Source organism: Bradyrhizobium sp. Leo114 (assembly GCF_055229415.2).
Genome location: NZ_JBUYEN020000033.1, coordinates 20002 through 33090, shown reverse-complemented (window position 1 = coordinate 33090; position 13089 = coordinate 20002). Strand labels below are relative to the sequence as shown.

The following is a 13089-nucleotide window of genomic DNA, read 5'->3' as shown; positions in this document are numbered from 1 at the left end:
CCCCGCTCTCTTAGTTCCCTGCAGCAGCTTCGATCTCGTTCAGCCGCACACATGCCGCCATGTGTTGGTTGCCCATGGAAATCAGTGGCGGCCGCGCCTGCGAACAGTTCGGGGCCGCGAACGAACACCGCATCCGGAAGGCGCAACCGCTCCGCGCCGTTGAAGCCGAAGGCGGCTCTCCTGGGAGGGCCGGCGTATCATGCAGCGATCCCGGTTCGAGCCTTGGGACCGCCGCCAGCAGCGCCTGCGTATAAGGATGCCGCGGTCGGGCGAATATTTCGTCGGTCGCCCCCATCTCGACAATGCGGCCGAGATACATGATCGCGACCTGCTCGCACATGCGCTTCACGACCGAGAGATCGTGGCTGACGAACAGATAAGTGAGCCCAAGCCGCTTGCGCAGCCCATCGAGCACGCCGAGCACCGTCGCCTGAACCGAAAGATCCAGTCCCGATGTTGGCTCGTCCAGGATGACGATATTCGGTTTAAGCACCAGGATGCGGGCGAGCCCCACCCGACGCTGCTGTCCGCCGGAAAGCTCGTGCGGATAACGAGTCCGGAAGGTCGAGTCGAGCCCGACCGCCTCGAGCATTTCGTCGACGCGCTGCCTGCGTTCGCCTCGATCGGTTACGCCATGGATGCGCAGCGCCTCGTCGAGCGCATGTCCGATGCTCCACCACGGGTCAAGCGCGGCGCCGGGATCCTGGTGCACGTACTGGATCGTTGCGCGCGCGGCCCGCGCTTCCTGAGCGGACAGGCCTGACACGATTTTGCCGTCGAGCCGAACCGTTCCCGACGACTCGCGGACGAGTCCGAGTATGGTCTTGGCGAGCGTCGTCTTTCCGCAGCCTGATTCACCGACTAATCCGAGCGCTTGACCGGCCTTGAGCGAAAGACTTACGCCATCGACCGCCTGGACCAGTGGCCGAGGTTTTCCGAGAAATTTCTTGCCACCGCCGTAGCGGGTGACGACCTCTTCCACTTCCAGTAGCGCACGAGCGTCGGTCATGCCGCCGCCTCCGCGCCATACAGGACGCATTGAACGTCCTGGTTTTCTGCTTGTTCTGTGCGCCTTGGAATGACCTTGCTACACTCACCCTTTGCGCTCGGGCAGCGCGGATGGAACCGGCACCCGGACGGCGGGCGCAATGGCGAGGAAACCGATCCGGGAATGCCCGCGAGCGCGGCGCCGCGATCGGGGTGACATGCAAGCAGCATGCGCGTGTACGGGTGCAGCGGCGTGGCGAGTATCTGCGAGACCGGTCCGGACTCGACCGTCTGCCCCGCATACATGACCGTCACCGTGTCGCAAAGCTGGGCCACTACGCCGAAATCGTGCGTGACGAACAACATGGAAAGTCCGCGTTCTTCGGCAAGCCCGCGCAGCAGTTTCAGGATCTGCAGTTGCGTCGTCACGTCGAGCGCAGTGGTCGGCTCGTCGGCAAGGATAATGGCGGGCGATGAAGCAAGCGCAGCAGCGATCAAGAGTCTCTGGCGCTGACCTCCCGAGAACTGATGCGGATAGCGATCGAGCGCCCCTTCGGGATCCGGAAGCTGCACGGCTTTCAGCAACGAGATGATGTTTGCCCTGCCACCGTCACGCCGATCGGCGCGCGGTCTCGCCCGGAACGTTTCGAGCAGTTGCGTGCCGACGCGGAAGACAGGATTGAACGCCTGATAAGGATCCTGAGGAATGAATCCGATTTGTCCGCCCCGGACCTCGCGCTGAAGGATAGCCGGCGACAGCGACAGCAGATCGCGCCCGCCCAGCACGATCTTTCCTTCCGTAACACGCCCGCGCTTGGGCAGGATTCCGAGAACCGCGCGCATCAGCGTCGATTTTCCGCAACCGGACTCTCCGACGACACCGTGGATGGAGCCAGGCATCAGCGCCAGATTTGCGCTATCGAGGATCCGTGCCTGTCCCTCATCGGTGTCGACCGACAGCGAAAGGTTGCGGATTTCGAGCAGTGGCCCGGGTGCATTCTGCCTCATCGCGAGCGCCTCAGCCGTGGATCCACGAGGTCGCGCAACCCGTCCCCGAACAGATTGAACCCAAGCACCGTGATCAAAATGGCGAGTCCCGGAAATGTCACGCCCCACCACGACTGCGGCAGATATTCCCGTCCTTCTGCAATGGCCAGGCCCCAATCGGGATTGGGCGGCGTCGCGCCAATTCCGAGGAAACCCAGAACCGCCGTGGTCATGATGGTGAAGCCCATCCCGATGGTTGCGCGCACAATGACTGCCGAGACCACGTTGGGCAGCACATGCACAAACAGGATACGCGACGTCGAAGCGCCGAGGCCCTGTTGCGCTTCGATGAACAGTGCATTTCGCAGGCGCCTGACCTCACCGTAGACGGTACGGCAGAAGAACGGCCAGTAGGTCAACGCCAGTGCCGCCATGGCGCTGCCGAGCCCGCGCCCCATCAGTTGTGCGACAGCCAGCGCCAGGATGAGTTGGGGTACGGCCAGAAACACATCCGTCAATCGCATGACGAACTGGCCGCCCCAGCCGTCCGTGTAGCCAGCGTAAAGGCCGGCTGGCACACCGATGCCGATCGCGAGCGCAACAACGGTCAATGCCACTTCGAGCGCGCCGCGCGATCCCATGATCACCCGGGCGAATACGTCGCGCCCCAGCGCATCGGTGCCGAACCAGAACTCGGCCGAAGGCGGCTGTAGCCGCGAAATGAGATCGCCGTCATAGACACTATCGAGATCGGGCACAACGAGCGGTGAAATGATCGCGATCGCGCACACCATGAGAATGATGCATAGCCCAAGGACAGCCGGAACATCTCGCAGGAATTTCTTCAGGATCAGCACTGTAGCCGCCCTCAGAGCTTTTCAGCGACGCGAGGATCGAGCCAGGCGTGCACGACATCCACCAGGATATTGACCAGGGAATAGATCAAGCCGACGACGAGGGTGACGGCGAGAACGGCCTTGTAGTCGGATGTCAGGATCGCACTCACGGCATATGAACCGACACCGGGCCAGTCAAAAATCGATTCCACGGCCACCGCGCTGGCGATCAGCCCGCCGAACAGCAGACCGATCTGCGTCGTCGCCCCCACGACGGAGTTACGCAATACATACACCCAGATGATGCGCGACCTCGCATAGCCGGCGGCTTCGGCATAATGCACGAACTCCTTTTGCATCGTTTCGAGCACGCCTGCGCGTGTGAACCGCGCTATCGAGGCCAAGCCGGCCAGCGACATCGTAAACGCCGGCATCAGGATGTGGACGAAGGCCTGGTGGAACAGGTCGAATCTCAGCGTCAGCAGGCTGTCGACCAGGTAAAGTCCGGTGATATGGGCGGGCGGAGCTAGTCCGACCGGGAAGCGTCCGCGCAGCGGCAGCCAGTCCAGCTCCATGGCGAATATCATCTGCAGGATGATCGCGAACCAGAACGATGCGATCGCAAGCCCCGCTACGGTCGCCACGCGCACGGCGTGGTCGAAGAACGAGTTGTACCAGACCGCCGCCATGGTCCCGAGGGGAATGCCGACGCATGCCGCGAACAGCAGGGAAACGAACGTCAGCTCTAGCGTAGCTGGCAGACGCTCGGCGATGTCCCGCAGCACAGGCCGGTTGGAGATGATGGAGTTGCCGAAATCGCCCCTTCCGACCTGCCCGGCATAAATGACGAACTGCTTCCAGATCGGCTCATCGAAACCATAGGCCTTACGTACGGCGGCGATCTGGGCTGGCGTTGCATTTTCACCTGCGAGTGCCGCCGAAGGATCGTTCGGCAGCACGCGCAACATGATGAAAGTGAGCACGAGCAGCCCAAGGAGCGCCGGTATCGTCAACAGCAGACGGTGCAGGACGAAACGGATCATCAGCTCGTCAGCGACATGTTGCGGAAATCGGCACCCGATCCAATCGGACTGAACTGGAAGCCTTGCACGCGCTTGCTCAAGCCGCGCAACTCGACTGCGTTGTAAATCCAGATGTCGGCGGCATCCGCCACAACGATGCGGGAGGCTTCCTCATAAAGCGCCTGCCGCTTGCTCTGATCCTGGAGCCGGCGCGCCTCGCGCAGAAGACCGTCGACCTTGTCGTTCTTGTACCAGCAGGAGGCCTTCCAAGTGCCGTGGAACTGGCTGTCATACATCTGGCCGATCCAGTTCTCCGGATCGATGAAATAGGACGAAACCCAATGCGCCCACATGTCAGGTGTGGTTTCCGCCTTTGCCGTCGAAGAAACAAGCTGCGGCCAAAGATTGGCAACGATCTTGAGATTGACGCCTATTTTGCGCAGTCCCTGCTGGAGAATCTGGGCGGCTTGCGTGGTTTGCGCCAGGTGCTGCTGGATCTGGATCTCGATTTCCCGATCCACCGGAGCGCCCTCGGCCTTGGCTTTGGCGAGGAAATCCTTGGCCTTGTCGAGATTGAATTCGTAAGGCGTCAAATCCTTCGGAGCGCCCCACAGATTGACCGGAATCGGGCCGGCGTTGCGAACCGCATATCCCTTGAGCACGCCATCGATGAAGCCCGTGTAGTTGAAGGCATGACTCACCGCGAGACGGAAATTCAGATTGTCGAACGGCGCTTTCTTGTTGTTCATGCGGAGCACCATCACCCGCATGCTCTGGTCCTTCGAAACTGTCGCGGTTGTCGAGGTCTGCACGCGATTGACCTGATCGGGCGGCAGGTAGCTGTCGGTGCAGTCCACATCGCCCTTGATCAATGCGTTGACGCGGGTCGTCGTTTCCAGAATGTTGCGGCGGCGCACGATCTCGATCGGCGCCTTGTTATGACTCCAGCCCACGAACTGGTCGCGATTGCGCTGCAAATCGATTTGCTGCACCGGTTGATAGGTGCTGGAATCGAGAATGTAGCAGCCGGAGCCGGCCGAGTTCGACGCGAGCCAGGCTTGCCCCCAATCATTATCCTTGACCTTGGCCTCAACCAATTTTCGGTTGAGAATCGCAACCAGCGGGGTCGCAGACAGGAACGGCGCATAAGGTTCCTTGAGCTTGAACACCACCGTTGTCGGATCGGGTGCGGAGATGCCGTCCACGCGCAGCACGGCCAGGAATGCCGAGGCCGGTCCTTTCTTGATGGTGAGCAGACGGCGGAATGACCACACCACGTCCTCTGACGTAAGTGGGCTGCCGTCGTGGAATTTGACACCCTCATGCAGCTTGAAGGTGACGGTCAGTCCGTCATCGCTGACCGTGTGACCAGTTGCCAGCCACGGCTCCAGCTTCGGCGGATTTCCCTTGTTCACATAGAGCGTATCATAGACGTTGATCATGTAGCCCTGCATGGGCACATCCGACAACGCATGAGGATCGAGACTGCCGGGAAGATTGTCGGCCCAGATGAGTTCGTCGGGGCTGCGTTCAGCCAGCGCAACGCGGGCGGCGCCCGTCATGGCTGCGGTCACGATGGCACCGGTGCCCATCAAGAACGTTCTGCGCTTCATGAGAATACTCCATCTGCGGTCGCTACGGTGGTCACGCGAGATAAGGCTTGTCAGGCGGAGAAGGCCAGGCACTGCGGGAATGCGAAAGATCGAGATCGAGCAGGGTTTCCGTCGTCTTCAGGGCGGCGAGCACCGGGCTGACGACCGGCACCGAAAGCCGGTCCGACAATTGACGCTCCACGCCCATGAAGGCCATGCTCATGCACCCCATCACGAGAACGTCGGCGCCATCGTCAATACATCGGCGGCCCGTTTCGATGATACGATCCCAGGCCGCATTGTCGCCCTGCGCCAGATCCACAACCGAAACGCCAACGCCACGGATGCTGGCAAGCCGTTCTGTGAGCCCCTGCCCCCTGAGCCGCGGCATCGCGCGCTTGGCGCCCTGATCGAGCGGCGACAGGATCGAGTAGCGGTCGCCGAGTTGTATGGCGAGCGCTATGGCTGACTGGCCCGGCCCTACGACCGGCATCCTGACGGTCTCGCGAATAGCATCGAGCGCCGGATCCGAGAAGCAGCCTATGATGCCGGCGCTGGCGCCATCGGCCTCAGCCCTCTGCATTCCACGCAGCAGATGCGGAGCCACCGTCACCACGTCCCGCTCACTTTCGATCGAGGGATAACCTGACGGAACGCTCTGCACCTTGATCTCGATGCCGTCGCCGGCATGGCGCTGCAGATAGTTCTGCCGCCTGTCGATCTCGGCCTCACCGAGCACCTTTTCCATTGGTGCGACGAGTTGATAAACGATGCGACGGCGGCTTGCCATTGGCCTGGCCCTACCTCAATTGCGCGAGCGCGTCTTTGACGATGGCCGTTGAATCTTCGAGCGCATCGGCGACGCGATTGCGGGCACGCACGAGTCTGGTCTCGAGCATCCATCTCTGTTCGCCATCGGAGAGTCCGGATAGCTGGCCGAGATCATACAGGCACGGGATCATCGTGGTTTGCGGCGTGTAGCCATAGGGATCGTGGCCATAGGTGCCGATTGCCGTCGATTGTAGCGGCACAAGAATGCGAGACAGGCGCTTGATGGCGCCGTTCAGCAAGAGCGCGGCCTCTTCCGAACCGCTGCCGCTCCTGAAACGCTCGGATTCTGCAGCTGCGGCCGCGTCGATCCTGGCCGCGGCTTCGGCGAACTTGCGCGCGCTGGCCTGCGCGCCTTCGAGACCAACCGCGCGGCCCGGCTCCTTGAATTCCTCCAGACGCGCGATCACCTGCTCGGCTACCGGCGTAAAGCGGAAAGGGAGCACCGGCGCTGTCGTCAGCTCCCAGAGGTATGCAGCGTACATACGAATATGTTCCTGCATCAGCGTCCAGTCCATCTTGTCGAGCCGGTTGTCGATCGAATGGTGCCACCAGCCAAGCGTGGCATTGGCGGTCTCCTTCAGTTCGGCGTCGGTAAAGGCGCCCTGGCCGGCGAACATCGGAATGCCCAATCCGAAGAAGCTCGAGTCCCCGGACTTCACCGAGCGCTTCCATTTGATCTTCTTGTCGAGCAGCCGCTTTTCGATTTCGGAGTGAAACGTCTTGAGCTCGGCGTTCGAATGCGTCGCCCATTCCGTCGTGCCGATGAAGGCGGGCTGGTCGATCTGCAGGTAAGCGACGCAGTGGCGCCGCAGATCGTCCCAGTTGCGGTCGGCATACCACGCCGACCCGGCCATGGTGCCGGTCTCGTGCGCGGTCCAGAACCCGAAGGTCAGGCCGCGACGAAGCTTGTCGCGATGCTGCATGAACACGCGCGCCAATTCCATCTTGCAGGCGTTGCCGGCTGCATTGTCGGTCGCGGCTTCGCCAGGCCAACTATCCTGATGGCCGCCGACGAGCACGAAGTCGTCCTTCTCCGGCGAGTTCGACGCAGCCGGCATTCTTGCGATCGTAATCTGCACAGGATGCCAGCCGTTCTCGACATGGGTCCGGAACCAGACGCTTACCGGGCCCTTCTTGGCCATTTCGCGCAGCTTCAGTCCCGCGGTGCGCGCAATGCCGATGCAGGGAATCGTCGGCATTTCGGTCTTGGCGTTTTCCGGTGTCGGGTTACCCCATACCGGCTTCACCGAACCGAACGGGACCGCCTCATTGTCGGGCTTGCCCCAATTCATCATGACAGCGCCGATCGCGCCCTTGATGCCTGCGATCCTTTGCTTTTCGTGGCGCGCCGGCGAGTATGAGAGCTCGGTCAGAATGATTTTTCCGCGGGCATCCTTGCCGGCGTAATCCGAAAATGCGCCACCACCGACATCGATGATCTCGCCGCGGATACCATCCTCGGTCGTCTTCAGGCTGTGGCCGAGCGTATTGGCCTGGATCGAAATCTCCGTCGGAGCCTCGACCCGAAACTCCGAATGCTCGGGAAAAGAGACGATTGCCGGGAGCTCATGGATGACGGTGTCGGCAAGTCCGTTCTGCTTCATGACATCGCGGCTGTACTCAGCCATTCGCTTGCCATTTGGGCTGCCGGCGGCCCGATGCGGTATCTCACGGACAATCTTTTCAATGTGCTGGCGGATCCGGTCCGCAGACACCTCGTTCGAAATAGCCGGATCGGACATTATTCCTCCAGTTTCGTCGGATTTCCGCAACTTTCTATCTTCTAGTACGATAAACTGCTGTATGACAACATGTCAAATGACAGGAGCAACGGTTACCATGACGAGTGTTCTGCGATTGGACGAGCACCCGCCGCTGCGGCGCGATCAGGCGTTTGAGCGATTGCGGGATGCGATCATCACGGGACATTTCCCGCCTGGCGCGCGCTTGATCGAACGAGAGCTGTGCGAGGCCATGGGCGTCAGTCGCACATCCATTCGAGAGGTACTGCGGCGTCTCGAAGCCGAACAACTGATCGAAGTGGAGCCTCGGCGCGGGCCGATCGTGGCGCGGTTGAGCCGCAAGCAGGTGCAGGAAATCTACGAGGTGCGCGCGCTCTTGGAAGCGGCGGTCGTGCGCCGTTTCGCACTCGAAGCCGGCGCCGAAGACATCGCCGCACTACGTCGCATCTATGAGAAGCTGAAGGTTGTGCGCGAACAGGAAGATGTCGCGGCAATCGTCAGCACGACCCGGCAGTTCAGCGAGCACATGATGAAGATCGTCAATCACGAGCTGATAAGCGACATCCATCAAAAGCTCATCGCCCGAATCAGCGTTTCACGCGTCTTCGCCATCTCCCTCCCCGGTCGGCTGCAGCAAAGTGCGCGCGAACTCGCGGAAGTCATGAAGGCAATTGAGCAGCGCGATGCCGAAGGCGCCGCACAAAGCCTTATGGTCTACGTACGCAACGCCGGAGAAGCAGCATTGAAACATCTCGATGCCACCACCGCCGCCGATCAATAATGTCTCCAAATTGCAAGCCTGATCGCCCACATAGTTTGCGAACTTGATCCTATCGCCGTAGGACGCGGGTATCAGGTGCGTTTCTCCTGCCATTCGAAAGACGCCGATATTGCTACGAATGGCGGTGGGAGATCGAAGACGGGCAGCACGCAGAGGAAATTCTCGGCAGCGGCGCAGCGGATCTCATCGCAATCGGCGGTGGCATAACTTATGACCCGCGCTGGAGTTGGCATGCCGCCGAGAAGTTGGGCCCAACGGCTGCCTTCCCGCCGCAGCCGCCGATGCTCTCTACCTCCGACATCTGAGATCAACGTATCCCTCGTTGGCGCATCGCTCCTTGACTTGAGAAATTCTTGTCGTGCGCGTCCCCCCCCCCCCCCGCACACCCATCCCGCCGCCTTCACGAAGCCTGTCCACACTAGAGCCACAACATTTTTCTTGACCTCCCGGCACACACGTCGTGCACAGGCAGCCACCTAACCTCTTGAGAAAATGGAGCTCTTGTCCCAATCCATCATTTGGGGCACAGCCAAATCCCCATTTGTTTTCAATTTGTTGCGGCCCCCAGCGGAAAACACGACTTGGTAAGAACATTGGTTTCATGTAACCGGTTTTGAGCAGTGAGTTGCTACCAAGCCGGCTCGCGCGCAATGCAAGGAACTTTGGTAGCAAATAAGAAAAAGCCGCCCGGAGGCGGCTTAGTATGGGCAACGATGTCGTTGCGTTGCTCGCGCTCATCGCCTGCCGCATTTTGCGGCTTTTCAGGCTTCACTCGTCCAGAAGGTCCAGGAACTCTTCCGCCTTGCCGAGCGGCCCGACGCAGCGCTCGGTGGTGTGGACGACCCTATCGCCGTCGCGTTGGAACGATCGCGCTCTCGACTTCCGTAGCCGTCCCGGCAGGAATGTCGCGGCGACTGCCTCCGGACCGACATCCAATCTAACGATGCCGCGTCGCCTGCAGTCGATCCTGAGCCTTGCGGCAGCAAAGAAATCGCGGACTGCCCGCGGCAATTTGCCGAACCGTCGCTGAGTCTCTTCCTCCAAGTCATCCAGTTCGTCCTGACCTCGACACCTGGCCGCACGGGCGTAGATTTCCAGCCGGACCGGCTCCGATTGCACGAAGCCTGGCGGCAACATATCCGCGACCGGAAGATTCAGGTCGGGCACCCACAGGTCGGCGGCAGTGGCGTCGGCTTTCTCTGAGGCCAGTTTCAGAAGATGGCTATAGAGCACGGGACCGAAGACCTGCACATGGCCCGACTGCCGCTCGGACAGCAGGTCCCCTGCTCCTCTGAGATCTAAATCTCGCGCACTGATCGCAAAGCCCGAGCCTGGCTTATTGAACTCCTCCAGAACGGCCAACCGCTTCTTGGATCCCTCCGAGTCTGAATCCGTCAACAGATACGCAAACGCGCGTATGCCACCGCGTCCCACCCTACCCCTAAGTTGATGGAGTTGCGCGAGGCCGAACCGCTCGGGCCAGCAGACCACGATCGTGTTCGCACGCGGGATATCGAGACCGCTTTCCACGATGTTGGTCGCCAGCAGAACGTCTGCGCGGCCTTCAACGAAACTCATCATCCGGTCGTCTATTTCATCAACGGGCAGCTTGCCATGAAGGCAAACGACGCGGAGATCCGGGGCCAGCGATTGAATTCGCGCCAGCATCGGATCGAGATCCTGGATGCGCGGACAAACCAAGAAGCTTTGCCCGTGACGTCTTTGTTCACGCGACAAGGCCGCGGCGATGGCAGCGTCCGAAAGCGGAGCGATCTTTGTCTGGACCGGAAGGCGATGAGCGGGCGGCGACGCAATGACACTGAGATCCCTGAAACCCGCGAGACCCGCCGCGAGCGTCCTCGGGATCGGCGTGGCGCTCATCCAAAGCGTATGGACCCCCTTGGCCAGTTCTGAAAGCTTCGCCTTCTCTGCTGCACCAAAATGCTGCTCCTCGTCGATCACAACCAGACCAAGGTCGGCAAACTTCACATCCTTCGAGGCGAGAGCCTGCGTTCCGACCACAACCTTCAGCCTTCCGCTCTTTAGCCCCTCCTTCGTCTGCCGTGTCTCCGGCCCTGATGTGGCCCGCGACAGGCTTCCCACCTCAATACCGAACGGAGCAAACCGTTTGCGAAACGTCGCGACATGCTGTCTCGCCAAAACAGTTGTCGGCACCGCGATGGCCACCTGTCTCCCCGACAGTACGACTGCGGCCGCCGCTCGCAACGCCACCTCGGTCTTGCCGAATCCGACGTCGCCGCAGATGACCCGGTCCATCGGGTGCCCCGATGCCAGATCGTCGAGGACGTCCCGAATGGCTTTCGCCTGGTCGACCGTCGTGAAATAGGGAAAACGAGCGACGAACCTCTCGTAAGACGGGCCTGGTGGTACGAATTTTGCCGCCCTCCGCCGGCGCCGCTGACTGATATGTCTGGCGAGCTGCTTTCCGGCGGTTTGAATTTCCTGCTCCGCCTCGGTGCGCCGAGCCCACCATGTACTTCCGTCGGCTTTGTCCAGCGTCAGCTCGCCGAGCTCCGACGCGTAGGGCCAGATCATGGTCAGGTCGGCGGGCGGAACGAGAATGGCATTATCTCCTGCAAACACGAGCCGGATCATTTCGCGCGACGACATGCCTCCCATCGCTACCGTCTGCAATCCATCGAGCAAGGCCAGTCCTCGCTGCAGATGAACGACCACGGTGCCCGGCTCCGGCACATCCGCACGGTCGAAGGCGGCATTCCAGGCCCTGGCCATGGGCTGCGGATGATGGGCCCTGCTCCCGAGCACATCGGACGCCGTCACAACGACCAAGGGCTTCCGGCCAGCCTCGACAAATCCCGCATCGAAATCGGCCAGAATTGCCGCCTCGCGATTGCGTCCGGCCGTCGCCTCATTCCAGTTCGAAAAGCGCTCAGCCTTGACCCCACTCATCCGCTCCATGGCGCGCAGATCTTCTTCCTGCGCCGCCACGAACATCAAGCGCGAACCGGCGCGTCGCGTCTCGTCGACGAATGCTCGAAGAGCCTTTCTGGGTGAAGCGACCTTCGAAAAGTCCGGTGTGGGGATGAAAGCTGCCTTGCCGGACAGCACCTTCATGCGCTTGGTCGCCTGATTCCATTCGCGCCTCCCAAGATATTCGCGCTCTCTCTCGGCGCGACTGGCCGCCTCCTCGATCGTGCTCAACCAGCTCTCGGCGTGCGCCGGAATCATCGCATCGGCAATCCACGTGGCCCGGCCACAATAGTCAATCAGGGTCGCGCGCTTTCCGCGTTTGCTCCCGAGCGCAAGGCGCTCCGACATCGGATCGATGATGAGCTCCTTCGCTTCGAAAACAACCTCGTGCTCTGTCGGGTTGAAGGACGAAATCCGCCGAATCACCTGGCCCGCATGTTCCACGCGGAACGGACCGAGCGCGCCAGCGGGAAATATCTCGAAAGTCTTCCCGTGGAACAGCGCGTTGCCAGGATACTCCGCCTCATCATCGAGGTCGTATCCGAGAACCTCAAGCCGCGACCGGAGGTCCCGTTCGGAGAATGTGGCGCCTACCTTCAGATGGAGACTTGAACGAGACCAGGTCGCCGTCGGCGGCAGGCGCTCCATCACTGCCTCCGCCGTGGACACGAGCATGATTGGCTTCTCGGGCCTGGCAAGGCGCCGCAAGACCGAACTCCGTCTGCCGGCGATTTCGTGTGACGGCTCCAACTGATCGAACGGCAGCGTGTTCAGCCGCGGGAAAACAAGCACCTCGCACGAGGGATCGAGATCATGAATGACGGCACCCAGCCGCTCGGCCCTGTTCTCGTTCTCGGCAAGAAAGACAATGCCATGTCGGCCAGACTTTCTCCACTGCGCAAGCAGATGGAGAGCGATCATGCCGAGCGGGGACGCAGAAGAGATCGCAGTCCGCGTAGGGGTCCTTCGTTTCTTTGCGCGACTCTCCGCGCGCGCTTTGCTTGAACGCCCCACTTTGATCCTGTTGCTGGTTCGCAATCCGCTTAGGCCGATGGCGAGGAGTTTCAATAAGGCCGGCCCGAATGTCGGCAGGTTGCCTAGGGCGCTTGCATACTCGACGTTCGCCGCGGGCGCACATTTACGATATCATCGGCCGCTTGATCGTGGCTTCAGCGGCAGGTTCTGAGAGCTCCGATGACAGGCTCCGAACGCGCACGCGCCCTCTGCCGAGGCCGAAGTTCCCCTCCAAGCGCTTCGCCGCTACGAACCAAAACCGGCATGACGATTCTTTGAGGACTCGTTCAGGAGGCCAGCAAGCCTGAGACCTTCCAGAATGCCTTCGAGCCGCTGTTCCCGAAT

9 protein-coding genes are annotated in these 13089 nt (G+C 61.1%); 1 reads left to right on the top strand and 8 read right to left on the bottom strand.

Annotation, left to right across the window (positions count from 1 at the left end):
- Positions 1 to 10: 10 nt before the first annotated feature.
- Genes ACZIRK_RS31625 through ACZIRK_RS31595 form a run of 7 tightly spaced genes read right to left on the bottom strand, consistent with a single transcriptional unit; the run spans position 11 to position 7883 of the window.
- Positions 11 to 1009, bottom strand: a complete 999-nt coding sequence (locus ACZIRK_RS31625) for an ABC transporter ATP-binding protein (protein WP_474418800.1) — start codon at positions 1007 to 1009, stop codon at positions 11 to 13.
- Positions 1006 to 1995 carry an ABC transporter ATP-binding protein gene (locus ACZIRK_RS31620; RefSeq protein ID WP_130224575.1) on the bottom strand — a complete coding sequence of 330 codons (990 nt, stop codon included), beginning with the start codon at positions 1993 to 1995 and terminating at the stop codon, positions 1006 to 1008. The genes ACZIRK_RS31625 and ACZIRK_RS31620 overlap by 4 nt, the downstream gene beginning before the upstream one ends.
- Positions 1992 to 2831 carry an ABC transporter permease gene (locus tag ACZIRK_RS31615; RefSeq protein ID WP_130224573.1) on the bottom strand — a complete coding sequence of 280 codons (840 nt, stop codon included), beginning with the start codon at positions 2829 to 2831 and terminating at the stop codon, positions 1992 to 1994. Before ACZIRK_RS31615 ends, ACZIRK_RS31620 begins: the two co-directional genes overlap by 4 nt.
- 11 nt (positions 2832 to 2842) lie before the next feature.
- On the bottom strand, positions 2843 to 3853 hold the full coding sequence (locus ACZIRK_RS31610; RefSeq protein WP_207230967.1) for an ABC transporter permease: 1011 nt from the start codon (positions 3851 to 3853) through the stop codon (positions 2843 to 2845).
- Positions 3853 to 5445, bottom strand: a complete 1593-nt coding sequence (locus ACZIRK_RS31605; protein WP_130224571.1) for an ABC transporter substrate-binding protein — start codon at positions 5443 to 5445, stop codon at positions 3853 to 3855. Before ACZIRK_RS31605 ends, ACZIRK_RS31610 begins: the two co-directional genes overlap by 1 nt.
- A 31-nt stretch (positions 5446 to 5476) precedes the next feature.
- Complete coding sequence (locus tag ACZIRK_RS31600; RefSeq protein WP_130224569.1) at positions 5477 to 6214, bottom strand: aspartate/glutamate racemase family protein; 738 nt, start codon at positions 6212 to 6214, stop codon at positions 5477 to 5479.
- Between the two features lie 10 nt (positions 6215 to 6224).
- Entirely contained in the window at positions 6225 to 7883 is a 1659-nt protein-coding gene (locus tag ACZIRK_RS31595; protein ID WP_165435099.1) for a M28 family peptidase, read from the bottom strand.
- A gap of 211 nt (positions 7884 to 8094) precedes the next feature.
- Between ACZIRK_RS31595 and ACZIRK_RS31590 the strand changes: the two genes are divergently transcribed.
- Positions 8095 to 8778: a GntR family transcriptional regulator gene (locus ACZIRK_RS31590; protein WP_474418799.1), complete on the top strand. Its 684-nt coding sequence runs from the start codon at positions 8095 to 8097 to the stop codon at positions 8776 to 8778.
- A gap of 768 nt (positions 8779 to 9546) precedes the next feature.
- On the opposite strand, the gene ACZIRK_RS31585 is transcribed toward ACZIRK_RS31590, so the two are convergent.
- Positions 9547 to 12651 carry a DEAD/DEAH box helicase gene (locus ACZIRK_RS31585; RefSeq protein WP_474418798.1) on the bottom strand — a complete coding sequence of 1035 codons (3105 nt, stop codon included), beginning with the start codon at positions 12649 to 12651 and terminating at the stop codon, positions 9547 to 9549.
- Positions 12652 to 13089 lie beyond the last annotated feature (438 nt).

Coding starts and splice junctions, on each gene's coding strand:
- ACZIRK_RS31625 (WP_474418800.1), bottom strand. CDS start 1,009: ATGACCGACGCTCGTGCGCTACTGGAAGTGGAAGAGGTCGTCACCCGC.
- ACZIRK_RS31620 (WP_130224575.1), bottom strand. CDS start 1,995: ATGAGGCAGAATGCACCCGGGCCACTGCTCGAAATCCGCAACCTTTCG.
- ACZIRK_RS31610 (WP_207230967.1), bottom strand. CDS start 3,853: ATGATCCGTTTCGTCCTGCACCGTCTGCTGTTGACGATACCGGCGCTC.
- ACZIRK_RS31605 (WP_130224571.1), bottom strand. CDS start 5,445: ATGAAGCGCAGAACGTTCTTGATGGGCACCGGTGCCATCGTGACCGCA.
- ACZIRK_RS31600 (WP_130224569.1), bottom strand. CDS start 6,214: ATGGCAAGCCGCCGTCGCATCGTTTATCAACTCGTCGCACCAATGGAA.
- ACZIRK_RS31595 (WP_165435099.1), bottom strand. CDS start 7,883: ATGGCTGAGTACAGCCGCGATGTCATGAAGCAGAACGGACTTGCCGAC.
- ACZIRK_RS31590 (WP_474418799.1), top strand. CDS start 8,095: ATGACGAGTGTTCTGCGATTGGACGAGCACCCGCCGCTGCGGCGCGAT.
- ACZIRK_RS31585 (WP_474418798.1), bottom strand. CDS start 12,651: ATGATCGCTCTCCATCTGCTTGCGCAGTGGAGAAAGTCTGGCCGACAT.